Origin of the sequence: Micrococcus sp. IITD107, from assembly GCF_041927415.1 — a bacterium.
GTDB classification, from domain to species: Bacteria; Actinomycetota; Actinomycetes; order Actinomycetales; family Micrococcaceae; genus Citricoccus; species Citricoccus terreus.
Genome location: NZ_JBHFFN010000011.1, coordinates 18,766 through 41,578 on the forward strand (window position 1 = coordinate 18,766; position 22,813 = coordinate 41,578).

General features: G+C 69.0%; 19 protein-coding genes, 1 tRNA gene and 2 pseudogenes. 17 read left to right on the top strand and 5 right to left on the bottom strand.

The genetic code is table 11. The features are described from left to right. Positions 1-7 precede the first annotated feature (7 nt). Positions 8-1,960, top strand: a complete 1,953-nt coding sequence (locus ACEXHE_RS13060) for an acetate--CoA ligase (protein WP_374786124.1) — start codon at positions 8-10, stop codon at positions 1,958-1,960. Between the two features lie 40 nt (positions 1,961-2,000). Beyond that, a complete protein-coding gene (locus tag ACEXHE_RS13065; protein ID WP_374786125.1) occupies positions 2,001-2,711 on the top strand; it encodes an alpha/beta fold hydrolase in 711 nt (236 codons plus the stop codon). Here the strand turns inward: ACEXHE_RS13065 and ACEXHE_RS13070 are convergent, their stop codons facing one another. After that, complete coding sequence (locus ACEXHE_RS13070; protein ID WP_091696596.1) at positions 2,712-3,422, bottom strand: response regulator; 711 nt, start codon at positions 3,420-3,422, stop codon at positions 2,712-2,714. Next, the gene (locus ACEXHE_RS13075) at positions 3,415-5,190 is read right to left on the bottom strand and encodes an ATP-binding protein (RefSeq protein ID WP_374786126.1); all 1,776 of its coding nucleotides are present in this window, start codon (positions 5,188-5,190) and stop codon (positions 3,415-3,417) included. Before ACEXHE_RS13075 ends, ACEXHE_RS13070 begins: the two co-directional genes overlap by 8 nt. A gap of 135 nt (positions 5,191-5,325) precedes the next feature. Here ACEXHE_RS13075 and ACEXHE_RS13080 point away from each other — a divergent pair, with 135 nt between their 5' ends. The 4 genes from ACEXHE_RS13080 to scpB all read left to right on the top strand — a co-directional run bounded on the left by ACEXHE_RS13080 (position 5,326) and on the right by scpB (position 9,704). After that, positions 5,326-6,774, top strand: coding sequence for a cation:dicarboxylate symporter family transporter (locus ACEXHE_RS13080; protein WP_374786127.1), 1,449 nt, complete (start codon positions 5,326-5,328; stop codon positions 6,772-6,774). Between the two features lie 484 nt (positions 6,775-7,258). Continuing rightward, positions 7,259-8,116, top strand: coding sequence for a ParA family protein (locus ACEXHE_RS13085; RefSeq protein WP_091696734.1), 858 nt, complete (start codon positions 7,259-7,261; stop codon positions 8,114-8,116). Beyond that, positions 8,113-9,114, top strand: a complete 1,002-nt coding sequence (locus tag ACEXHE_RS13090) for a segregation and condensation protein A (protein ID WP_374786128.1) — start codon at positions 8,113-8,115, stop codon at positions 9,112-9,114. Before ACEXHE_RS13085 ends, ACEXHE_RS13090 begins: the two co-directional genes overlap by 4 nt. Then, on the top strand, positions 9,111-9,704 hold the full coding sequence (gene scpB, locus ACEXHE_RS13095) for an SMC-Scp complex subunit ScpB (protein ID WP_374786129.1): 594 nt from the start codon (positions 9,111-9,113) through the stop codon (positions 9,702-9,704). Before ACEXHE_RS13090 ends, scpB begins: the two co-directional genes overlap by 4 nt. A gap of 72 nt (positions 9,705-9,776) precedes the next feature. Here scpB and ACEXHE_RS13100 read toward each other — a convergent pair whose 3' ends face one another. Beyond that, positions 9,777-10,613 (bottom strand): NAD-dependent epimerase/dehydratase family protein, encoded by an 837-nt coding sequence (locus tag ACEXHE_RS13100; RefSeq protein WP_374786130.1) that lies wholly within the window; start codon positions 10,611-10,613, stop codon positions 9,777-9,779. 124 nt (positions 10,614-10,737) lie between these two features. Between ACEXHE_RS13100 and ACEXHE_RS13105 the strand changes: the two genes are divergently transcribed. The 3 genes from ACEXHE_RS13105 (at position 10,738) to ACEXHE_RS13115 (ending at position 12,832) form a co-directional block, all read left to right on the top strand. Next, the gene (locus ACEXHE_RS13105) at positions 10,738-11,217 is read left to right on the top strand and encodes a DUF2975 domain-containing protein (RefSeq protein WP_374786131.1); all 480 of its coding nucleotides are present in this window, start codon (positions 10,738-10,740) and stop codon (positions 11,215-11,217) included. Continuing rightward, a complete protein-coding gene (locus ACEXHE_RS13110; RefSeq protein ID WP_260062487.1) occupies positions 11,217-11,435 on the top strand; it encodes a helix-turn-helix transcriptional regulator in 219 nt (72 codons plus the stop codon). Before ACEXHE_RS13105 ends, ACEXHE_RS13110 begins: the two co-directional genes overlap by 1 nt. A 77-nt stretch (positions 11,436-11,512) precedes the next feature. Then, a complete protein-coding gene (locus ACEXHE_RS13115; RefSeq protein ID WP_260062488.1) occupies positions 11,513-12,832 on the top strand; it encodes an APC family permease in 1,320 nt (439 codons plus the stop codon). On the opposite strand, the pseudogene ACEXHE_RS13120 reads toward ACEXHE_RS13115, so the two are convergent. Beyond that, positions 12,833-14,542 (bottom strand): annotated as a pseudogene (locus ACEXHE_RS13120) (cbb3-type cytochrome c oxidase subunit I). A gap of 304 nt (positions 14,543-14,846) precedes the next feature. On the opposite strand from ACEXHE_RS13120, the gene ACEXHE_RS13125 reads away from it, so the two are divergent. From ACEXHE_RS13125 to ACEXHE_RS13145, 5 genes are all read left to right on the top strand, one after another. Then, positions 14,847-15,890: a pseudouridine synthase gene (locus ACEXHE_RS13125; RefSeq protein ID WP_356969854.1), complete on the top strand. Its 1,044-nt coding sequence runs from the start codon at positions 14,847-14,849 to the stop codon at positions 15,888-15,890. Continuing rightward, positions 15,887-17,014 carry a prephenate dehydrogenase gene (locus tag ACEXHE_RS13130; RefSeq protein WP_374786132.1) on the top strand — a complete coding sequence of 376 codons (1,128 nt, stop codon included), beginning with the start codon at positions 15,887-15,889 and terminating at the stop codon, positions 17,012-17,014. Before ACEXHE_RS13125 ends, ACEXHE_RS13130 begins: the two co-directional genes overlap by 4 nt. Continuing rightward, positions 17,015-17,782: a (d)CMP kinase gene (cmk, locus tag ACEXHE_RS13135; RefSeq protein WP_374786133.1), complete on the top strand. Its 768-nt coding sequence runs from the start codon at positions 17,015-17,017 to the stop codon at positions 17,780-17,782. Beyond that, complete coding sequence (gene der, locus ACEXHE_RS13140; protein ID WP_374786134.1) at positions 17,779-19,341, top strand: ribosome biogenesis GTPase Der; 1,563 nt, start codon at positions 17,779-17,781, stop codon at positions 19,339-19,341. The genes cmk and der overlap by 4 nt, the downstream gene beginning before the upstream one ends. Positions 19,342-19,465: 124 nt before the next feature. Next, on the top strand, positions 19,466-19,942 hold the full coding sequence (locus ACEXHE_RS13145) for a DUF4825 domain-containing protein (RefSeq protein ID WP_374786135.1): 477 nt from the start codon (positions 19,466-19,468) through the stop codon (positions 19,940-19,942). Positions 19,943-19,969: 27 nt separating this feature from the next. Here the strand turns inward: ACEXHE_RS13145 and ACEXHE_RS13150 are convergent, their stop codons facing one another. After that, entirely contained in the window at positions 19,970-20,848 is an 879-nt protein-coding gene (locus ACEXHE_RS13150; protein ID WP_374786136.1) for a transporter substrate-binding domain-containing protein, read from the bottom strand. A gap of 247 nt (positions 20,849-21,095) precedes the next feature. On the opposite strand from ACEXHE_RS13150, the gene ACEXHE_RS13155 reads away from it, so the two are divergent. The 3 genes and pseudogenes from ACEXHE_RS13155 to ACEXHE_RS13165 all read left to right on the top strand — a co-directional run. After that, positions 21,096-21,169 (top strand) — tRNA-Pro (locus ACEXHE_RS13155). Positions 21,170-21,393: 224 nt separating this feature from the next. Then, the gene (locus ACEXHE_RS13160) at positions 21,394-21,780 is read left to right on the top strand and encodes a helix-turn-helix domain-containing protein (RefSeq protein WP_374786137.1); all 387 of its coding nucleotides are present in this window, start codon (positions 21,394-21,396) and stop codon (positions 21,778-21,780) included. A gap of 65 nt (positions 21,781-21,845) precedes the next feature. After that, a pseudogene (locus ACEXHE_RS13165) lies at positions 21,846-22,813 on the top strand (IS3 family transposase); the annotation flags it as partial.

Below are 22,813 nucleotides of genomic sequence, written 5' to 3' on the forward strand. Positions count from 1 at the left end.
TCAGCGCATGGCCTCTCCCCGTGATGCAGCTCACAGCGACCCGTCCGCCTACCGTTCGGCGTACGACCGGGCCGAGCAGGACCCCGAGGGGTTCTGGCTCGAGGCCGCCGAGGCGCTGGAGTGGACCCGGCCGCCCACCCGTGCGGTGGACGACTCCCGGGCCCCGCTCCACCGCTGGTTCCCGGACGGCCGGATCAACACCTCCGTGAACTGCCTGGACCGGCACGTGGCGGCCGGACGGGGGGACCAGGACGCCCTGATCCATGACTCGGCCATGACCGGGACGGTCACCCGCTACACCTACGCGGAGCTACTGGCCGAGGTGGCCCGGTTCGCCGGAGTCCTGCGAGGCCAGGGCGTGGAGCGCGGCCACCGGGTGATCATCTACCTGCCGATGATCCCCGCCGCCCCGATCGCCATGCTGGCCTGCGCCCGGATCGGTGCCGTGCACTCCGTGGTCTTCGGCGGTTTCGCCCCGAACGAGCTGGCCACGCGGATCGACCACGCCCAGCCCACGGTGATCGTCACCGCCACCGGCGGCATCGAGCCCAAGCGACGGCTGGAGTACCTGCCCGCCGTGGCCGAGGCCCTGGAGGCCGCCTCGCATCAGGTGAGCGCTGTCGTCGTGAAGCACCGCGACGGGTTCGAGACGGCGCTGGCGGACGTGGAGGGCCGGGGCGGAGCCCGCTGGGCCGACTGGGACGAGCTGGCCGAGCAGGCCCAGGACGCGGACCCGGTCCCGGTGGCGGCCACGGACCCGCTGTACATCCTCTACACCTCCGGCACCACCGGTGCCCCCAAGGGGGTGGTCCGGGACCACGGCGGGCATGCGGTGGCGCTGCGGTGGACCATGGAGAACATCTACGACGTCGGCCCCGGCGAGGTCATGTTCACGGCCTCGGACGTGGGCTGGGTGGTGGGCCACTCGTACATCGTCTACGGGCCGCTGCTGGCCGGGGCCACGAGCGTGCTGTACGAGGGCAAGCCGGTGGGGACGCCGGACGCCGGCGCCTTCTGGCGGGTGATCGCCGAGCACCGGGCCACCGCGCTGTTCACCGCCCCCACGGCGCTGCGGGCGATCCGCAGGGCCGATCCGGAGGGCGAGCTGGTGCAGGAGCACGACATCTCCTCCCTGCGGGTGCTCTTTGCCGCCGGTGAGCGGCTGGACCCGGAGACCCAGGCCTGGGCGGGACGGACGGTGGGTGCGCCCGTGGTGGACAACTGGTGGCAGACCGAGACCGGCTGGCCGATCGGGGCGAACCCGGTGGGGCTGGAGGTGCTCCCGGTCAAGGTGGGCTCCTGCACGGTGCCCTCACCCGGCTTCCACGTGGCGGTGCTGGACGGGCTGGGCGAACCGGTCCCGGCCGGCACCGAGGGCAACATCTGCCTGCGCCTGCCGCTGCCGCCGGGCACCCTCACCACCCTGTGGGGCGATGACCAGCGCTACATCGACTCCTACCTCTCCGCGTTCCCGGGGCACTACGCCACGGGCGACTCCGGTCTGGTGGACGAGGACGGCTACCTGTTCGTAATGGGCCGCACGGACGACGTCATCAACGTCTCAGGGCACCGGCTCTCCACCGGGGCGCTGGAGCAGGCCCTGGCCACCCATCCTGCCGTGGCCGAGTGCGCGGTGATCGGCTTGGCCGACCCGCTCAAGGGCCAGCGTCCCTCCGGGTACGTGGTGCTCAAGTCCGGAGTGGACACCCCGGACCCGGGCAGTCCGGACGAGCAGGACCTGCTGGAGGAGCTGCGCCAGACCGTGCGGCGGCAGATCGGCGCTGTGGCCGACTTCCGGGACGTGGCGGTGGTGGAGGCGCTGCCCAAGACACGGTCCGGCAAGATCCTGCGCAAGACCATGCGCCAGATCGCCGACGGGGAGGACTACACGGTCCCGTCCACGATCGAGGACCGCTCCGTCCTGGACGAGCTCCAGACGGTGCTGCGTCCCCGGCGCTGACCCCTCGACGCGACGGCACCCAAGGGTCCACCATGTCTCCATGAGCACGCAGATCCTCCTGGTCCCCGGCTTCTGGCTCGGCTCGGGCGCGTGGGACCAGGTGGCCCCCGCTCTGCAGCACCGCGGCTACGAGGTCTCCGCCCTCACCCTGCCCGGCCGGCACCCCGGGGATGCGGACACGGACCGAGCCGCCCGCACCGCACCGCAGGACCAGGCCGAGGCGATCCTCACGGCCCTGGACCGGGACGCGGAGCGCCGCGTGCTGGTGGTGCACAGCGGCGCCGCGATCCCCGGAACCCTGGTGATCGACCAGCACCCCGAGCTGGTGGACCATGTGGTCTGGGTGGACACGGCACCGTGCTCCAACGGGGCCGCCATGGACGCGGACTTCGGCGGCGACTGGCTCACCCTGGAGTCGGCGTGGGAGCAGGAGCAGGAGCAGGGGTCGTTCCGCAACCTGACCGTGGAGCAGCTGGCCGCGTTCCGCGCGCAGGCCGTGCCCGAGCCCGGCGCCGTGGTCCGCACCCCGGTCCGCCTGGGCGACGAACGGCGCCTGCAGGTCCCCGGGACCGTGGTGTGCACCTCCTTCACCGCCGAGCAGTACCGCGAATACGCGCAGCAGGGAGTGCCGTTCCTGGCCGCCCTCACCGACCACCGGGGTCTGCGGTTCGTGGATCTGCCCACCGGCCACTGGCCCATGTGGTCCCGTCCGGACGAGCTGGCGCAGGTCATCGCGGACGCGGCCGGCTGATCAGTCCGCGGCCCCGGCCCAGCGGTACTCGTTCTCCGGCCGTCCCGGGGTGCCGTACCGGGGCTGACGCTCCACCACGCCCTGCTGGGACAGGTGCTCCAGGTACCGCCGGGCGGTGACGCGGGAGGTCCCGACGGCGGCCCCCACCTCCCCGGCGCTGAGGCCGGCTGAGGCGGTGCGCAGCAGATCGACCACCGCACTCAGGGTGCCCTCCGTCAGCCCCTTGGGCAGCTCCGGCGGGCTCACCGGCCGGTGCCGGCGGAACGCCCGATCCACGGCGTCCTGGTCCGCCGCGCTGCCGGTGCCGGCGAACTCGGCGGAGACCTCGCGGAAGGCACGCAGCCGCTCGGCGAACTGCTGGTAGCCGAACGGCTTCACCAGGTACTGCACCACGCCCAGGGCGATCGCCTGGCGGATGGTCTTGAGCTCGGTGGCCCCGGTCAGGGCGAGCACACCGCCGGTGAACCCCGCCGCGCGCATCTGCCGCAGCACCTCCAGCCCGTGGCCGTCCGGCAGGTTCATGTCCAGCAGGACCACGTCCACCCCGAACGACTGGCGGGCGGACCAGCGGGACTTCAGGAACCGCAGGGCGTCGGCCATGGTGGGGGAGCGGTGCACCACCTCGTAGCCTCCGGCCCGCGCCAGGTACTCCGCGTAGGTGTCCGCGGTCAGCTGCTCGTCCTCGATGATCAGGACGCGGTAGTCACGCATGGCCGTCCCCTCTGGTCTCTCCCGCCTCGTCCGCTGCGGACCTCCCCAGCAGGGCTCCGTGCCGCACGGGGATCTCCACGGTGAACACGGTCCCGGAGTCCACCGCCAGCTCCACGTGACCGCCCAGCCGGTGCGCCGTCTGGCGGACTAGGGCCAGGCCCACACCCCGGCCGTCCGGGCCGGCGGGCTTGGTGGACCAGCCCAGTTCGAACACCCGGTCCCGATCCTCCGGGGAGGGGCCGGGTCCGCCGTCGGCCACCTCCAGCACCAGCCAGCCCTCCTCCAGTCGCGTCTCGACCTCCACCCACCGGTCCCCCGGGTCCACGCCCGGCTCGGAGACGGCGTCCAGGGCGTTGTCGACCAGGTTGCCCAGCACCGTGACCAGGTCTGCTGCCGGGATCCCCGTGGGTACGTCCACCGTCATCCGGTGGTCCAGGGACACCCCGCGCTCGCGGGCCTGGGCGGACTTGGCCATCAGCAGGGCCACCAGGGCCGGCTCCGCACCGGACTCCAGCGCCCGGTCATCGGCGTGACCGCCCTGTCCGACGCTCTCCATCAGCAGGCGCTGGGCCTCCTCCACCCGGCCCAGCTCGAGCATGGACAGGACCGTGTGCAGCCGGTTGGCGTGCTCATGGGTCTGGGAGCGCAGGGCGTCGGTGAGCGATCGGGTGCTGGCCAGCTCCCGGTTCATCTCCTGCACGTCCGTGTGGTCGTAGAGGGTGACCACGGTGCCCTGGTCGGGCCCGGCCTGGCCGCTGCGCAGCCACTGCAGGGGACTGCGGGAGCGGTCCACGCGCGTGGGGTGCTGGTTGACCACCAGGATCCGATCGCCGGCGGTGAACAGCTCGTCCTGGGCCGCCCGGCCGGACTGCAGCAGGGTCCCCAGCGGCGTGGGCAGGGACAGGTTCCGCAGGTGGAGGGTCCCCGGTTCACCGTCCGCTCCGGTCCCGAACGGCGGCAGGCCCAGCAGCTCGGCGGCGCGGTCGTTGTAGAGCCGCAGGTGCCCCCGGAGTGAGATGAGCAGCATGCCTTCGGCCACATTGTGCAGGGCGGTGTCCAGGAAGGTGAAGCGCTCGGCCATCTGCTCCGGGCCCAGGCCCAGGGTGGTGCGGGTCAGATAGCGGTGGAGCAGCCAGTTGAACAGCAGCCCCGCGGCCGCGACCACCCCGGCCACGGCCAGCAGCGCCGGGATGTGGGACCGCGCCAGGATGTCCAGCTGCGTGACCCGCTGGCCCACGGCCACCACGCCCACGATCGGGCCGTCGTCCAGGTCCTGGAGCCGATGCGCCGGGAACTCGGCCCCGGGCTGGGAGCCGGCGGGGCCGTCGTCGGGAAGGGCCCTGACCGGGACCAGCGCCCGGACGGAGGGGCCGGCCTCTCCCGTGGTGGAGGTCTCGGCGAAGGCGGTCCCCTCCGTGGCGGGGGAGAGGGTGCCGGTGTAGCGGGTGCCGACCCAGTCGGGCATCCAGTGGGACAGTCGCGTGCCGTCCGGCGTGAGGAAGGTGACCCAGGAGACCTCGGCGCGTTCGGCGGCGTCCAGTGCGAGCGGCTGCAGCTCCGCGGAGGGGTCCTCATGGCCGTACGCGACCACCACCTCGTACTCCTGGGCGAGCAGCTGCGCCGCGGACATCACCCGTTCCCCCTCCAGCCGGTGCACGGTGTCCCGGGTCTGCACGAAGCTGGCCCACCCGGCGAAGACCGTGAGCACCAGCAGGCCCAGCAGCTGCGCGGCTGCCAGGCGGCGGGCGATGCTCCAGGGGTGCTGCACGGGTCTCCTCTGCCGGTGATGGTCCTGCCATGAACTTTATGACCGCAACGGTGACCAGCGGCACAGCCGGACGTGATGATCGTCTCAGCAATCCTGACACCACCGGCGTCCGCGCCCCCACTGAAGAAGGTCACCATGGCTGAACAGCTCAGCTCGCAGCAGGCGACGGAGGCATCCGTCCAGAAGAAGACGAAGGACCGGACCCACTGGCTCTACATCTCCGTGATCGCCTCGGTGATCCTGGGTGCCGCCGTGGGCCTGATGTTCCCCGAGTTCGGCAAGTCCCTCAAGCCGCTGGGCGACGGCTTCGTCTCCCTGATCAAGATGATGATCGGCCCGGTCATCTTCTGCACGATCGTGCTGGGCATCGGCTCGATCGCCAAGGCCGCCACCGTCGGCAAGGTCGGCGGCATGGCCCTGGGCTACTTCATGATCATGTCCACCTTCGCACTGGGCATCGGCCTGGTGGTGGGCAACCTGGTCCACCCGGGCGAGGGCCTGAAGCTGGTCCCCTACGACCCGGCCAAGAAGGCCGAGCTGGACCCGACCGTCCAGTTCCTGCTGGACATCATCCCGGACTCGGTCCCGGTGCTGCCGGTGCTGTTCGTGGCCCTGCTGGTCGGCTTCGCGCTGCAGCAGATGGGTGAGTCCGGCAAGCCGCTGCTCAAGGGTCTGACCCTGGTCCAGGGCGTGGTCTTCCGCATCCTGATGATGATCATGTGGGTGGCCCCGATCGGCGCCTTCGGTGCCATCGCCGCCGTGGTCGGCTCCACCGGCTGGTCCGCCATCGGCGCCATGGCCCTGCTGATGGGCGCGTTCTACGCCACCTGCATCGTGTTCATCGTGGTCATCCTCGGCGGACTGCTCAAGATCGTCACCGGCCTGAGCATCTTCAAGCTGATGAAGTACCTGGGCCGGGAGTACCTGCTGATCTTCGCCACCTCGTCCTCCGAGTCCGCGCTGCCCCGCCTGATCGCCAAGCTGGAGCACGCCGGCGTCTCCAAGCCCGTGGTCGGCGTGACCGTGCCCACCGGCTACTCCTTCAACCTGGACGGCACCGCCATCTACCTGACCATGGCCGCGCTGTTCGTCTCCAACGCCATGGGCCTGGAGATGTCCCTGGGCGAGCAGATCGGTCTGCTGGTCTTCATGATCGTGGCCTCCAAGGGCGCGGCCGGTGTTACCGGTGCCGGTCTGGCCACCCTGGCCGCCGGCCTGCAGGCCCACAGCCCCGCACTGCTGGGCGGCATGGGCGTGATCGTGGGCATCGACAAGTTCATGTCCGAGGCCCGCGCCCTGACCAACTTCACCGGCAACGCCGTGGCCACCATGCTGATCGGCAAGTGGGTCGGCGAGTTCGACGGTGCCCAGGCCCGCGACGTGCTGGAGGGCCGCATCAAGTTCGACGAGGCCATGGTCACCGGTGGCCACGGACTCTCCTTCGGTGAGAAGTCCGAGGGGGAGCTGGAGGCCCGGCAGGGTGAGGTCTTCGATCCCTACGCCTCGCCCACCGCTGCCGAGCAGGCCTTCGAGGGGCACCCCGAGTCGAGCCTGAACGTCACCGGGCGCTCTGAGCGCCGCTGACCTGCTCACCGGCTCAGCTGAGCACGGCAGGGGGGTGTCCCTGCCGACAGCGCCCCGCATCGTCTCCGGACGGTGCGGGGCGCTCTGCTGTGTGCTGGGATCAGCCGCAGTGTTTGCCGCACCGTTCGTGTGACAGCGTCCCCTGTCCGTCACCGCTGGTGTGACCGCACCACGCGTGCTGAGCGGCGTTCCGGTCACACGAACGGTGACGGTGTGGCCCACCGGGGAATCATGCCCGGGAACCGCCGCCGGGGCACCCGTGGTGAGGGGCCGTCGTCGGGACGCTGGACGTATACACTCTCAACCTGCACTTGAAGGTGAGGGCTCGCCGGTGGGGCTCCGGAAAGTTTCTCCGCATGCGGCCTGGCGCATTAGTGTTGCCTCTGTGCCGCGGACCCTGTCCGGCGCGCACTGTCCCGTCCGTCCCCGATCACCCGCAGGAGCAGGCCCCATCGTGAACAGCCAGCAGCCCACCCCCGTCCTGATGATCTCAGGGGAGCCGGTGATCGGACCCACGGGGCGGCCGAAGCACGATTTCCCGGAGCCGCCGCCGCTGGAGTCGCACGGCCCGGCGCGGATCATCTCGATGGTGAACCAGAAGGGCGGGGTCGGCAAGACCACCTCGACCATCAACCTGGGTGCTGCCCTGGCCGAGTACGGGCGCAAGGTGCTCATGGTGGACTTCGACCCGCAGGGCGCCCTCTCCGCCGGTCTGGGCACCAGCCCGCACGAGCTGGACACCACCGTCTACAACGTGATGATGGAGCGCTCGGTGACCGCCCGGGACGCGATCGTGGAGACGGACTTCGAGAACATCGACCTGCTGCCGGCCAACATCGACCTCTCCGCCGCCGAGGTGCAGCTGGTCAACGAGGTGGCCCGTGAGCAGGTGCTCGAGCGCGCACTGCGCCAGGTGCGGGACGACTATGACGTCATCCTGATCGACTGCCAGCCCTCGCTCGGACTGCTCACCGTCAACGCCCTGACCGCCTCGCACGGGGTGATCATCCCGCTGACCGCCGAGTTCTTCGCCCTGCGTGCGGTGGCCCTGCTGGTGGAGACCATCGAGAAGGTCCAGGACCGGCTGAACCCGGACCTGGAGATCGACGGCGTGCTGGCCACCATGTTCGACCAGCGCACCCTGCACTCCAAGGAGGTCGTGGGACGACTGGTGGAGGCGTTCGGGGACAAGGTGTTCGAGACCGTCATCAAGCGCACCATCAAGTTCGCCGACGCCACCGTGGCCGCCGAGCCGATCACCGCCTTCGCCCAGAACCACCCCGGCTCCAAGGCCTACCGCCAGCTGGCCCGCGAGCTGATCTGCAGGGGCGGAGCGCCGTGACCCCCCGGGCCGGCACCGCGCCGGCCCTGCCAGACCCTGCGGAGCTGCTCAGCGCTGACGCGCTGGGAGATCCCGACGACGGCCCCTCCGGCTTCTCCGTCAGCCTCACCAACTTCGCCGGTCCCTTCGATGTCCTGCTCTCGCTGATCGCACGGCGCCAGATGGACATCACCGAGGTGTCCCTGGCGGCGGTGACTGATGAGTTCATCGCCTACATCGCCCAGCTGCGCGAGACCGCCCGGGCCGCGGTGGCAGAGGGGACGGACGCCGGGGATGATGCCCCCGCGGCAGCCACAGCCCGAAGGGTGGCCGACGCCGCGCTGGACGAGTCCAGCCAGTTCCTGGTGGTGGCCTCCACCCTGTTGGACCTCAAGGCCGCCCGGCTGCTGCCAGCCGGCACCACGGACACGGAGGCGGACGAGGCTCTCCTGGAGGCCCGGGACCTGCTGTTCGCCCGGCTGCTGCAGTACAAGGCGTTCAAGGACGTCTCCGCCATGATGTCCACACGCATGGCCGAGGAGGCCCGGCGCTTCCCCCGGCAGACCTCCCTGGACCCGCGCTTCGCTGCCGTGCTGCCCGAACTGGTGTGGACCCTGAGCCCGGAGCAGTTCGCCGCCCTGGCCCAGGACGTGCTCACCCGCACCCCGGAGGAGAAGCCCGACGGCGTGGGGTTGGGACATCTGCACGCCCCAGCGGTCTCCGTGCGGGAGCAGGCCGGGCTGATCGCGGCACGGTTGCAGGCGGCCGGACGGCTCAGCTTCGCCGAGCTGGTCGCCGACGCCGACTCCACCCTGGTGGTGGTGGCACGGTTCCTGGCGCTGCTGGAGATGTACCGGGACCGAGCCGTCACCTTCGAACAGGACACTCCGCTGGGAGACCTGCAGGTGCAGTGGGACCCGACCGCAGCCGACGAGCTGCCGGTGTTGAGTGGAGAGAGCGACTTCGACCACGAGCCCGGTGAACCGGGGGAGTCCGAACCTGTGGAGGAGGAGTCATGAGCGATCAGGAGATCCCGGCCACCCCGCTGCGGGAGCTGGTGGAGGCCGTGCTGATGGTCGTGGATGAGCCCGTCACCGACGAGCAGCTCGCCGAGGCCACGGGAGCCGACGGCGCCGAGGTGCACCAGGTGCTGACCTCCTTGGTGGGCGACTACAACGGTGAGAACGGCTCGGCCCGCCGAGGCTTCGAGTTGCGCGAGGTGGCCGGCGGCTGGCGGATCTACTCGCGTCCGGCCCACGCCGAGGTGGTGGAGCGGTTCATCGTGGAGGGGCAGACCGCACGGCTGACCCAGGCCGCCCTGGAGACCCTGGCGGTGGTGGCCTACCTGCAGCCTGTCACTCGCTCGCGGGTGGCGGCCATCCGCGGGGTCAACACGGACACCGTCATGCGCACCCTGGTCAGCCGCGGCCTGGTCTCCGAGACCGGATCCGACCCGCTCACCGGCGCGGTCCTCTACGGCATCACGGGGACATTCCTGGAGACCTTGGGCGTGGACTCCCTGGAGAAGCTTCCCAGGCTCTCCGCCCATCTGCCGGGAGTCGGCGATCTTCCTGCCTTGGCTGAGGCGGACGAGGGGTTCCGGGGCTGACCCACGCTGGAATGATCCCCGGCTAGGGGCTGGGCTGACAGGACTGACGGACTCGATGCTCGGTCTCCTCGCTCAGTCCTGCGCCCACAGGTCCGCCGCGTGACTCCTCGAACGCCAGCGCGTCGGCCAGGGTGTCCTCCAGTGGCCTGAACGTGAGTCCGGCAGTGCTGGCACCACCGCCGCGCCACCAGGACCGGAGCCACGACCCGTCGCCCGGCCGGCCACTCGCCGAGCCGCGCCGATCGCGTCGGTGAGCGACGTCGTCGGGCCGGTGGCATGGAAGGTCCCGGTGAGGCGTTGCTCCAGGCACCGCACCAGCCAGGCGGCGAGGTCCTTCACATCGATCATGGCGACGACGGCGCCCGCGGCATCTGGCACCACCACGCTCGGTCCTGTGAGGTGGGCGAAGCGCCAGGGGTAGTAGCCAGTGCGGCCGGTGTCATCCCCAGCACCGCCGATCAGCCCGGGGCGCACCACCGTCCAGGCGTTCGCGGACTGCTGGACGATCTGTTCGCAGGCCACCTTGGCCGGGCCGTAGTCCTGCGGGCCGGACAGGCGGTCAGCGTTGAGTGGAGGCACCAGTTCGGCGTCCTCGGTGCGGCAGGGCTGGTCATGGAGCGCGTAGACGCTGATCGAGGAGACGTAGAGCCAGTGGTCGGCGGTGATGGAGGAGGTCGCCTCGCGGACGCGGCCAGGGGCGGAGGCCAGTTCGACGACGGCGTCCCACCGGGTGCCCTCCACCTCACGGTAGGGGTGAGGCAGGTCGCGATCTGCTCGGACCAGCTGGGCGCCGCCCGGAGCCGGGTTCGTGCCCCGGGCCAGGCAGGTGACGCTGTGCCGCGAGTCAAGGGCGGCCGCAACGATGTGGCGGCCGAGCCGGCCGGTGCCGCCGAGGATGAGCTGGTCCATGGACACAGCCTGCGCCATCGGCCCGGGGCGGGGCAGGGCTTCGGCGGTGGGCGTAGGCGCCACCGTGGTGATCGGCTCACAGGAACTATCGACTTTCGATAGAAATCTGTCTAGTGTCGGTGGCATGAGCAATCGCATCGTCGTCGACACCCTTCGAGTCATGCTGGTGGTGGCCCTCGTGGCCATCACCGCCCTCCAGGTCATCGGACTGCCGTGGCTGTCCGGCGTGATGGCTGAGGGCCTCCCAGGAGAGGCGCATATGCGCTGGCCGATCCTGATCCTGTCCATCCTGGGGCTGGCCTGTGTGCAGGTCGGCATCGTGTGCACCCTTCGGCTGCTGGGGTTCACGCGCAACGATGAGGTGTTCTCCCCGCGTGCCTTCCGCTGGGTCAACGGCATCATCGGTGCGTTCCTGGGATGCAGCCTGGTCTGTGCGGCGACCATCGTGTACCAGTCGGCCACGGTGGCCGGACCTCCCCTGCGGATGATGGCTCTGCTGGGTGGAGTCTTCGCCGGGTTGGGCCTGACGCTGCTGATGACGGTCATGCGCACCCTATTGGTCCGTGCCACCACGCTGCAGAGCGAGATGGATGTGGTGATCTGATGGCGATCATCGTCCGCATTGATGTCCAGCTGGCCCGGCGGAAGATGTCCGTAGGGGAGTTCGCCGAGCGAGTGGGGATCACTCCGGCGAACGTCGCCGTGCTCAAGAACGGCCGGGCCAAGGCCATCCGGTTCAGCACCCTGGAGTCGATCTGCGAAGTGTTGGAGTGCCAGCCCGGTGACCTCCTGGAGTGGGAGCCGGACGACGTGGAGGCATGACCGTCAGTTCTCTCTGGACGGGCAGACCTGTCCCTCCCGGTACCGCCCCAGGCGGCGTCAGAGCGTAGATTGGGTGCATGTCTCACACCCCCACAGACGGCACTGCTCCGTCACTGCGCCGGGCAGTCACCACCACCGGACTGTTCCTCTTCATCCTCGGTGATGTCCTGGGGGCGGGGGTCTACGTTCTGGCGGGGACGATTGCCGGCATCTCCGGCGGAGCCGTCTGGGTTCCCCTCGTGACCGCTCTCGTGCTGGCACTGCTCACCGCCGGCTCCTATGCGGAGCTGGCCACCAAATACCCGCGAGCCGGCGGATCCGCGCACTACACCACGCGAGCCTTCGGACCGTTCATCGGGTTCCTCGTGGGGTTCTGCATGCTGGCAGCTGGCATCGTCTCCGTGGGCGCCCTGGCCCTCGGGTTCGCCGGGGACTACCTGACGGAATTCGTCTCACTCCCCGTCGCGGCCGTCGTCGTGGTCTTCCTGGGACTGCTGGCCGCACTCAACGCCCGCGGGATCTCTGAATCCATGGGGGCCAACCGGGTGGCCACCATCATCGAGGTGGCCGGTCTGGTGGTGATCATCGTGCTCGGGATCATCGTGGTCTCACGTGGAGAGGGCGACCTCGGGCGTCTGACTCAGCTCGGCACGCCGGAGAACGGACCGCTGGCGGCTGTCCTGGCCGGCACCGTGCTGGCGTTCTACTCCTACGTGGGGTTCGAGACCAGTGTGAACATCGCCGAGGAGACCAAGGACCCGGCACGGTCCTACCCCCGGGCCCTGTTCGGAGCGCTGATCGTGGCCGGACTGGTCTACGCGCTGGTGGGAGCGGCTGCGTCCGTGGTGGTGCCCACAGCCGCTCTGGCCGAGTCCACCGCACCGCTGCTGCAGGTGGTGCAGGCCGCGGGGATCATCCCGCCCGTGGTCTTCAGCGCGGTCGCTCTGGTGGCGGTTGCCAACGGTGCGCTGCTGACCGGGATCATGTCTTCGCGCCTGGCCTACGGCATGGCCCGGGACGGGCTGCTGCCCGGGTTCCTCACCAAGGTCCTTCCCGAGCGCCGCACCCCGTGGGTGGCCATCCTGGTCACCACGGCCATCTCGGTGTTGCTGGCCTTGACCGGAACGCTCGAGGTGCTGGCCAGCACCATGGTGCTGCTGCTGCTCGTCGTGTTCACCGCCGTCAACGCCGCAGTCCTGGTGCTGCGCCGGGACACGGTGGAAGGCCGCCACTTCCGCGTACCGATCGCTCTGCCGATCGCGGGGATCGTGGCCTGCTTGGGGCTGGCCACCCAGGTCGAGGCAGAGGTATGGGCCGTAGGCCTGCCGTTCCTGGGTGTAGCCGCTGTGCTGGCCGGCATCGCCGCCTGGCGCCGAAGGGCCGCTCGCTCCACCTGATCAGACGGATGCCCGCTCACCGAACAGCTCGGGTTCGTGCTGGGGTGAGGAGGGACTGAGCTCGGGGTGGTGCAGGTCCAGGGCAGGACGTCCGGAGCGGATGCGGGGCAAGGAGTGGCAGTTGTGCCGCGGCGGCGGGCAGGAGGTCGCCCACTCCAGGGAGCCGCCGAAGCCCCAGGGGTCGTCCACCGTGACCTTCTTGCCGTAGCGGGCGGTATGGACGAGATTCAGGAAGAACGGGATCATCGAGGCCCCCAACAGCAGCGAGAACACCGTGGAGAACTGGTTCATCGCCGTGAATCCGTCCTCCACCAGATAGTCGGCGTAGCGACGGGGCATGCCGATCACACCCAGCCAGTGCTGGATCAGGAACGTGCCGTGGAAGCCGGCGAACAGCATCCAGAACTGGATCTTGCCCAGACGCTCATTGAGCATCCGCCCGGTGAACTGGGGCCACCAGAAGAAGAACCCGGCGAACATGGCGAACACCACCGTCCCGAAGACCACGTAGTGGAAGTGAGCCACTACGAAGTACGTGTCGGTGACGTGGAAGTCGAGCTTGGGCGCCGCCAGGATCACGCCGGTCAACCCTCCGACGAGGAAGGTCACCAGGAACCCCAAGGACCAGAGCATGGGCGTCTCGAAGGTGATGGATCCGCGCCACATGGTGCCGATCCAGTTCAGGAACTTCACCCCGGTGGGCACGGCGATCAGCATGGTCATCAGCGAGAAGAAGGGGAGCAGCACGGAGCCGGTGGCGTACATGTGGTGCGCCCAGACCGTGACAGAGAGCGCGGCGATGGCGGTGGTGGCGAACACCAGGGACTTGTAGCCGAAGATCGGCTTGCGGCTGAAGACCGGGATGATCTCAGAGACGATGCCGAAGAACGGCAGCGCGATGATGTACACCTCGGGGTGGCCGAAGAACCAGAACAGGTGCTGCCACAGGATGGCACCGCCGTTCTCCGGATCGAACACCCGCCCGCCGAACCGGCGGTCGATCCCCAAGGCGAACAGAGCGGCGGCCAACGGCGGGAACGCCATGATCACCAGGATGGCCGTCAACAGGGTGTTCCACGTGAAGATCGGCACCCGCCACATGGTCATGCCGGGAGCACGCATGGTGATGATCGTGGTGATGAAGTTGACCGCGCCCAGGATGGTGCCGAACCCCTGCAGGGCCAGCCCGAACACCCACAGAGCCCCACCCACTCCGGGCGAGAATGTGGTGTTGGACAGCGGAGCGTAGGCGAATCAGCCGAACGAAGCCGCACCATGCGGCGTCAGGAAGCCGGCCACCACAACGGTGGAGCCGAACAGGAAGAACCAGAAGGCCAGGGCATTCAACCTCGGGAAGGACACATCCGGGGCACCGATCTGCAGGGGCATGATCACATTGGCGAACCCCACGAACAGCGGGGTCGCGAACATCAGCAGCATCAACGTGCCGTGCATGGTGAACAGCTGGTTGTACTGTCCCTTGGTCTGCAGCAGCTGCATGCCGGGCTCGAACAGCTCGGCCCGGATCAGCAGAGCCATCACCCCGGCCAGGCAGAAGAAGGCAAACGAGGTGATCAGGTACATGTACCCGATCGTCTTGTGATCGGTGGTGGTCAGCCAGCGGGCGATGATCCGGCCCTTGGAGACCGGGACCACGCGAGGCTGGACTGCGGACCGCCATTCCTCGCCAGCGTACTCATAGGTGGCCATCGGGAGACTCCCTGTGGTGCGTCCCGCACGAAGAGGGGAGATCCTTGAGCGCCATTCGCCGGACAGATCGGTGCTCAACCCTGGGATGAAGATCGACGACGGGGAGGACGCTCTCGAGGGCGTCGACCTAGCGCAACACCTCCAGGGTGCGCTCCAGGCCAGAGTCGGTCAACAGTCGGTCGTCGGCTGACACCAGAGCGTGGACTATGATGGAGTGTTCGGTGTGGCGCACTCCTGCGCCCCGATCCGGCCGTCACTGGCCACCTCGACCCCTGCACATGCCGTGAGGCACTGAAAGGACCCCATGACTCCGCGTACCCCAGGCAACCGCTCCGGCGGATCCCAGAACTCCGGCGGCGCTCGCCGCGGCCAGGGCGGATCCCGTCCCGGCTCGAACAAGGGCTTCGGCAAGTCCGGCGCCGGCAAGTCCACGTCTCCACGCTCCGGCGGACCGACCTCCGGCCGCGGCCGCACCCCGCAGCCCGGTCAGAAGGGTGGTCCGTTCCAGCGGGACAACTATGACCGCAACCTCGGCGCAGCTCCCCGCGCGGCTGGCCAGTTCGCCAAGGAGGCCGGCCGTCCCTCAGGCAAGATCGATCCGGCCGTCAAGCGCATCCATGACCAGGACGGTGAGCGTCTGCAGAAGGTCATGGCCCAGGCCGGAGTGGCCTCCCGCCGCGTCTGCGAGGACCTGATCGCCGAGGGCCGCGTGGAGGTGGACGGCGTGGTCGTCACTGAGCCGGGCATCCGTGTGGACCCAGAGCGTGCCGTCATCCATGTGGACGGCATCCGTCTGCAGCTGGACACCCGTCTGCAGTACTTCGTCTTCAACAAGCCCCGCGGCGTGATCTCCACCATGGTGGACCCCGAGGGACGGCCCAGCATCTCCAACTACCTCAAGGCCGGCCAGGAGCGACTGTTCCATGTGGGCCGCCTGGACAACGAGACTGAGGGGCTGCTGCTGCTGACCAATGACGGCGAGCTCTCCAACCGGCTGACCCACCCACGCTACGAGATCCCCAAGACCTACCTGGTCCAGGTGCCCGGTCCCATGGCCAAGGGCGTGGGCACCCAGCTCAAGGAGGGCATCGAGCTGGAGGACGGGATCGCCAAGGTCGACTCCTTCAAGCTGATCGACTCCACCCCGGGCCACGTGCTGGTGGAGGTCGTGCTGCACTCGGGCAAGAACCGGATCGTGCGCCGCATGTTCAAGGAGGTCGGCTACCCGGTCGAGCGTCTGGTGCGCGTGCAGATGGGCCCCATCCACCTGGGCGACCAGCGCCAGGGCACCGTGCGCCCGCTGAACTCCCAGGAGGTCGGGCACCTCATGGCGGCGGTGGGACTGTGACCGCACCGGTCTCCACGGTGCTGATCCGCGGGACCGGCCTGCTGGGCACGTCGATCGGTCTGGGCCTGCGCGCCCGCGGCACCACGGTGCTGCTGCATGACCCCTCGCCGTCCGCGCAGGCGGTGGCCCAGGACATCGGTGCCGGGCGGGCCTACCCGGTGGACGCCGCAGGCGTCCTGATTTCCGACGACGGCCCCTCACCTGAGGTGGTCATCGTCGCCGCGCCGCCGGACGTCACCGGGCAGGTCGTGGTGGACTCCCTCCGAAGGTTCCCGGCCGCCGTCGTGATGGACATCGCCTCGGTGAAGGTGCAGATCGCCGCTGACGTGGCAGAGGCCGTGTCTGAAGGGACCATCACCGCGCAGGACGCCGCCCGCTATGTGGGCACCCACCCCATGGCCGGGCGGGAGCGCTCCGGGCCGGTGGCCGCACGGGGTGCGCTGTTCACCGCAGCACCGTGGGTGGTCTGCCCCAACGAGCACACCGCCCCGGAGGCCGTGGAGTCCGCCGAGCAGCTGGCCCGGGCCCTGGGCGCCACCGTCTACCGGATGGGCGCTGAGGAGCATGACGCCTCGGTGGCCCTCATCTCGCACCTGCCGCAGATCGCCGCCTCGCTGGTGGCCTCTCGGCTGCAGGAGACACCGGCCGGATCCCTGGCGTTGGCCGGCAACGGGCTGCGGGACACCACGCGGATCGCCGCCTCAGACCCGCAGCTGTGGGTGCAGATCCTCTCGGCCAACGCCCCGCAGATCGTGGAGATCCTCTACGGAGTGCGGGAGGATCTGAACCGGCTGATCGGGACCATGGAGCAGCCCACTGCGCCGGGCTCGCGCCTGGACATCGCCCAGCTGATCGCCGAGGGCAACGCCGGACAGGCCCGCATCCCCGGCAAGCACGGCGCACCGCCGCAGGCGTTCGCCGTGGTCACCGTGCTGGTGGACGACACTCCGGGCCAGATCGCCGCCGTGCTGGCGGACGTGGGTGAGGCTGGAGTGAACGTGGAGGATCTGCGCATGGACCACTCCGCTGGGTACGAGGTGGGCATGCTGGAGATCTCCGTGGTGCCCGGCCACAAGCAGGAACTGACGGACGCGCTGACCGCGCGGGGATGGAAGGTGGTCTGAATGCCCGAGGTGAACGCACAGGAGACCCCCCGCCTGGTGGTGGCCGTGGACGGCCCCTCCGGCTCCGGCAAGTCCTCGGTCTCCAAGGAGGTCGCCCGCCGGCTCGGAGCCGCCTACCTGGACACCGGTGCCATGTACCGGGCCGTGGCCTGGCACTGCGCGAACTCCCAGGTGGACCTGACCGACCCGGAAGCTGTGCTGGCCGCCGCCCAGGGGATCGAGCTGGTGATCTCGGTGGATCCGGACGCGGAGCGCGTGGTGGTGGGCACCGAGGACATCACCCAGGCCATCCGTGAGCCCGAGGTCACCGCCGTGGTCTCCACCGTGGCCACCAACATGCCCGTGCGCCAGGTGTTGGTGGAGCGCCAGCGCCAGATGATGGACACCCACCGGCGGATCGTGGCCGAGGGCCGGGACATCACCACCGTGGTGGCCCCGGACGCCGACGCCCGCGTGCTGCTGACAGCCTCCGCCGAGGCCCGGATGGCCCGCCGCGGGATCCAGCTGGGCGGCACCGTGGGTGAGAAGGACCTGAAGGAGCAGATCTCCGGCCGAGACGCCAAGGACTCCACCGTGGTGGACTTCATGACCCCCGCGGACGGGGTCGGCCTGGTGGACTCCACCGAACTGGACCTGGAACAGACCGTGACCGCGATGCTCGGTGAGATCGAGCGTCAGGCCGGGGCCGCCGTCGGGAATCCCCAGGAGGGGAATGCCGCGGCGACCGGCCAGAATGACCTGACTGACAGCGAAGGACGTGCCGAATGAGCACCGAGAACACCAACGCCCCTCTGGGCGGATCCGACGGCTCCGAGGACGAGTACGTCCCCACTCATGAGGACCAGATCGCCCAGCGCCTGGCCGAGCTCTCCGAGGAGGACGCCCGCCAGCGCGCGGAGGCCCTGCGCGCCGGGCTGCTCGACTATGACCTGGACGAAGAGGACGCCGCGCTCCTGGACCTGTGGGAGGAGGGCGAGCCTGAGCCTGAGGACGAGCCGATCCCGCCGGTCCTGGCGATCGTCGGACGTCCGAACGTGGGCAAGTCCACCCTGGTCAACCGCATCATCGGCCGGCGTGAGGCCGTGGTGGAGGACGTGCCGGGTGTGACCCGTGACCGCGTCAGCTATGAGGCTGAATGGAACGGCAGGGTCTTCACCGTGGTGGACACCGGCGGTTGGGAGCACGATGCCAAGGGCATCCACCAGCGCGTGGCCGAGCAGGCCGAGCTGGCCGTGGACGTGGCCGACGCCGTGGTGTTCGTGGTGGACTCCACCGTGGGCCCCACCTCCACGGACGAGGCCGTGGTGAAGATGCTGCGCCGCAAGGGCAAGCCGGTCATCCTGGCCGCGAACAAGGTGGACGACGCCTCCCAGGAGGCCGACGCCGCCTCGCTGTGGGGCCTGGGCTTCGGCTACCCGTACCCGGTCTCGGCCATCCACGGCCGCGGCACCGGCGACCTGCTGGACGCCGCCCTGGCCGAGCTGCCGGAGGAGTCGGCCTACGGCGGACTGATCCCGCGCGGCGGCCCCCGGCGGGTGGCGCTGCTGGGGCGTCCGAACGTGGGCAAGTCCTCGCTGCTGAACAAGCTGGCCGGATCCGACCGTGTGGTGGTGGACGATCTCGCCGGCACCACCCGTGACCCCGTGGACGAGCTGGTGGAACTGGGCGGACGGCTGTGGCGGTTCGTGGACACCGCGGGCATCCGCCGGCGTCAGCACATGGCCCACGGCGCGGACTACTACGCCTCGCTGCGCACCCAGTCCGCGCTGGACAAGGCCGAGGTGGCGGTGGTGCTGCTGGAGGCCTCCGAGGTGCTCTCCGAGCAGGACGTGCGCATCCTGCAGCTGGTCCTGGAGTCCGGCCGTGCGCTGGTGCTGGCGTTCAACAAGTGGGACCTGCTGGCCCAGGACGAGGATCGCCGCTGGTACCTGGAGCGGGAGATCGAGAAGGACCTGGCCCACGTGGCCTGGGCCCCGCGGGTGAACCTCTCGGCCAAGACCGGCTGGCACAAGGACAAGCTGGTCCCCGCCCTGGACACCGCACTGGAGTCCTGGGACAAGCGCATCCCCACCGGCAAGCTCAACGCCTTCCTGGGCGAGCTGGTGGCCGAGCACCCGCACCCGGTCCGCGGTGGCAAGCAGCCGCGCATCCTCTTCGCCACGCAGCCCAGCTCGCGTCCGCCCAAGTTCATCCTGTTCACCACCGGGTTCCTGGACCCGGGGTACCGCCGGTTCATCATCCGGCGCCTGCGGGAGACCTTCGGCTTCGAGGGCACGCCGATCGAGGTCGGCATGCGCGTGCGGGAGAAGCGCGGCCGTCGCCGCTGAGCCGTCCCGACGACGTCACTCGGCCCCCGCTTCCACCTCCCGGTGGGCGGGGGCCGAGTCATGTACGGCGGGGCGCCGTGCGGCCTCCAGCAACGGTCCAGCCGGAGGGTGTAGAAATGCACCCATGAAGATCACCATGAGGGCCGCCGGGGCGGCTCTGGCACTGGCCGTGGGACTGACCGGATGCTCGGCGCTGAATGAGGCGCAGAGCACCGTGGACCAGGCGCAGCAGAAGGTGGACGACGCGCAGGGATACCTGGAGAGGATGCAGCAGGACGTGGGCCACCTGACCGAGTTTTCGGTGCAGGACCTGCAGGACTTCGACTTCGGCCGGCTCGTGGAGTACGCCGGGACCTACCTGGGGGACAACTCCACGGTCACGGAGTTCATGCGATCCATGCCATCCGGGCAGGACATGGAGTCGTTCCAGATCCAGGGCGACCAGGGCAAGCTCACGGTGAACTACGGGGACCAGGCACTGGAGGCTGACCCGGCGGTGCTGCAGCAGACCATGGAGGAGGTGGCCGCGCAGGCCAAGGCGCACGTGCAGAACCTGAAGACCGTGGAGTTCCGCGTGGGGGAGAAGACCTACACGTTCTGACCTGCGGCACTGGGCGGTTCAGCTCATTCAGTTCTCCAGGCTGAGCTCCACGTCGCCGACCCACTCCTCAGAGATCTGATCGTAGGTGCCGTCGTTCAGGGCGATGTCCAGCCACTGGTCGACGTAGTGCTTGAAGACCACGTCGCCCTGGGGAAGCATGAAGCCCTTCTGGAAGTAGTCGAACGGCTCGTCTGAATTGGTCGGGCAGAGCTCGCCCTCGTACTCGTGGGCGATGTACAGCACCTCTGAGCGGTCGGTGGTCATCACGTCCGCGTTGCCGGCGACGATCTCATCGAAGATGGTGAGATTGTCGTGCGTCTTCAGCTCCCCCTCCGGGTAGTGCTCGCGGGCGAACTTCTCGTTGGTCCCGCCCTCTGGGAAGATCGAAGTCACCCCCGGCTGGTTAATGTCCTCGATGGTCCGGTACTGGTCCACCTCATCGCACCGGGCGATGGGGGTTTTTCCGTCCTGCTGGGTGGGCGCCGAGAAGAACACCTGCTCCGCCCGCTCCGGGTTCATGGAGATGCCACCTACAGCGATGTCGCAGTTCGCCAGGTAGTCGTCCATCAGGTTCGTCCAACTGGTCTGCACCCACTCGACCTCCACGCCCAGGTTCTCGGCGAGGTCGCGGGCCAGATCCACGTCGATCCCGGTGAAGTCCTCTGCGCCCTCCTCCTTCTCGGTGAATGGGGGATAGTCGCCGGTGGTGCAGACCTTCAGGGCGCCAGCCGCCTGGATGTCGTCCAGGCGCGTGCCGTCGTCGTGGTTCTCGCGCTCCGTGCCTGCCGGAGCGGAGCCCTCCGCTCCATCCCCGCGGAACTGATCTGCGCAGCCGGTCAGCAGCGCCAGGGCTGACACCGCTCCCACAGCGGTGATCGAACGGGTGTGTCGTGCAGTGGTGCGCATAGGTTTCTCCTGCCCCTCGGAGTCGATTGTGGTGGTGCACGTCACCCTACCGAGGTCTGGGCGCGCGGGACATGGGCGGGCACCTAGACCGGTGCGCCGGTCTGGTCTCAGTGGGGGCGCGGATGCTGTACAGTTGTCTGGTGGCCGAGCCGGTACGGGCGGCCAGCGGGCTGTGGCGCAGCTTGGTAGCGCACCTGACTGGGGGTCAGGTGAGTTGAAGCGGCAAGATGGCTCGAAAACTAAACAACGGGATGTGGCGCAGCTTGGTAGCGCACTTGACTGGGGGTCAAGGGGTCGCAGGTTCAAATCCTGTCATCCCGACAAAAAGCCCTGGTGAGAGGCAACTTTCACCAGGGCTTCGTCGTTTCTGGATGTGGTCACTGGCTGGTCCATTTGCTCGATCTGCTCGAGCCTTCTGCTGGCTAAGTGTTGTGGGTCATGAGGTTCTCGGAGGGGGCGGGTCGGTGAGATAGCGAACGGGCTCCTGGTCGCAGGATGGGAATTGCGAAACCACCAATCTGTGAACCTGAAGAAGGAGCCCGTTCATGGCCCAGGCTACCGCTGTGCACCCCAACTCTGCGCTGACCCCGACTGGGCGTGCTCAGATGGTGGATCGTCATCTGATCGACGGGGCCCCGATCGCCCACGTGGCCCGTGAGTTCCGCGTCAGTTGGGACACGGTGAAGAAATGGGTGACCCGCTTCCTGGACCAAGGAGAGCCCGGGCTGGCCGATCGGCCCAGTACCCCCTGGGAATCTCCCACCACCACTGAGGCGTGCGTGGTGGCCAGGATCGAAGCACTGCGCCGGGAGTTGAAGGGGTCAGCGACCCGGATCCATCACCACCTGGCCGCCGGCGGTGTAGACCCCCTGCCCGAGCAGCACGAACTGGCTACCGGGCAAGTCCACGACCCGGTGGCCATCAGTGCCTGACCTGACCTACGGATCGGTTTCCAGTTGACGTCGCTAGCCGATGGTCTTCATGGAAGGCTCATCGCATGCCCCGCCCGTACCCTCCAGAGTTCCGTGCCCGGGCCATCGCTCTGGTCCGCGAAGGCCGCCAGGTCAAGCAGACCGCGCAGGCCCTGGGTATCCACGAGGTCACCCTCCACAGCTGGCTCCGACAGGACGACATCGACCACGGCCGCCGGCCGGGACGAAGCAGTCGCGAGTCTGCCGAACTCCGCGCGGCGCGCGGCCGTGTCCGGCAGCTCGAGCAGGAGATCGCGATCCTCCGGCGGGCCGCGACGTGGCTCGACGAGGAGGGAGGAATCGCCCCAAAAGGGCGCACCCGGTGATCGACCGACTCGTCGACGCCGGGGCACCCACAAGCACCTGCTGCCGCCTACTGGGCGTCTCTCGCCAGGGCTACTACCGCTACCGGAAGCGTCCCACCAGCGCCACTGAGCTGCGCCGCCGCTGGCTGACTGGACTGATCCGCGAGATCCACATCGCCTCTCGTGGCACCTACGGCTACCGCCGGATCCACGCAGAGCTCACCATGGGCATGAACATTCCCTGCTCCAGCCGGCTCATCTCCGTCCTCATGACTCGCGCCGGAATCGGTGGCCTTCCAGGCCCAGCCAGAATCAAGCGACTCAAGGGGGTCGCCACAGCGGACGACCTGGTCAACCGGAAATTCCATCGCCTCGAACTCAACGAACTGTGGGTCACCGACATCACTGAGCATCCCACCCGCGAAGGCAAGGTCTACTGCGCCGCGGTCTTGGACGCTTGCAGCCGCAAAATCATTGGCTGGGCCATCGACTCCAAACAGGACTCCACCCTGGTCGTGAACGCTCTGGACATGGCAATCCGTGCACGCCAGGCAGGGCCCGGAGGGATCGTGCACGCAGACCACGGAGTCCAGTTCACCTCCTGGGTCTTCACGCAGAAGATCCGCTCCGCGGGCCTGCTGCCCTCGTTCGGGACCGTGGGAGATGGCCTGGACAATGCGATGATGGAA

Coding starts and splice junctions, on each gene's coding strand:
- ACEXHE_RS13060 (WP_374786124.1), top strand. CDS start 8: ATGGCCTCTCCCCGTGATGCAGCTCACAGCGACCCGTCCGCCTACCGT.
- ACEXHE_RS13065 (WP_374786125.1), top strand. CDS start 2,001: ATGAGCACGCAGATCCTCCTGGTCCCCGGCTTCTGGCTCGGCTCGGGC.
- ACEXHE_RS13070 (WP_091696596.1), bottom strand. CDS start 3,422: ATGCGTGACTACCGCGTCCTGATCATCGAGGACGAGCAGCTGACCGCG.
- ACEXHE_RS13080 (WP_374786127.1), top strand. CDS start 5,326: ATGGCTGAACAGCTCAGCTCGCAGCAGGCGACGGAGGCATCCGTCCAG.
- ACEXHE_RS13085 (WP_091696734.1), top strand. CDS start 7,259: ATGATCTCAGGGGAGCCGGTGATCGGACCCACGGGGCGGCCGAAGCAC.
- scpB (WP_374786129.1), top strand. CDS start 9,111: ATGAGCGATCAGGAGATCCCGGCCACCCCGCTGCGGGAGCTGGTGGAG.
- ACEXHE_RS13100 (WP_374786130.1), bottom strand. CDS start 10,613: ATGGACCAGCTCATCCTCGGCGGCACCGGCCGGCTCGGCCGCCACATC.
- ACEXHE_RS13105 (WP_374786131.1), top strand. CDS start 10,738: ATGAGCAATCGCATCGTCGTCGACACCCTTCGAGTCATGCTGGTGGTG.
- ACEXHE_RS13110 (WP_260062487.1), top strand. CDS start 11,217: ATGGCGATCATCGTCCGCATTGATGTCCAGCTGGCCCGGCGGAAGATG.
- ACEXHE_RS13115 (WP_260062488.1), top strand. CDS start 11,513: ATGTCTCACACCCCCACAGACGGCACTGCTCCGTCACTGCGCCGGGCA.
- ACEXHE_RS13125 (WP_356969854.1), top strand. CDS start 14,847: ATGACTCCGCGTACCCCAGGCAACCGCTCCGGCGGATCCCAGAACTCC.
- cmk (WP_374786133.1), top strand. CDS start 17,015: ATGCCCGAGGTGAACGCACAGGAGACCCCCCGCCTGGTGGTGGCCGTG.
- der (WP_374786134.1), top strand. CDS start 17,779: ATGAGCACCGAGAACACCAACGCCCCTCTGGGCGGATCCGACGGCTCC.
- ACEXHE_RS13145 (WP_374786135.1), top strand. CDS start 19,466: ATGAAGATCACCATGAGGGCCGCCGGGGCGGCTCTGGCACTGGCCGTG.
- ACEXHE_RS13150 (WP_374786136.1), bottom strand. CDS start 20,848: ATGCGCACCACTGCACGACACACCCGTTCGATCACCGCTGTGGGAGCG.
- ACEXHE_RS13160 (WP_374786137.1), top strand. CDS start 21,394: ATGGCCCAGGCTACCGCTGTGCACCCCAACTCTGCGCTGACCCCGACT.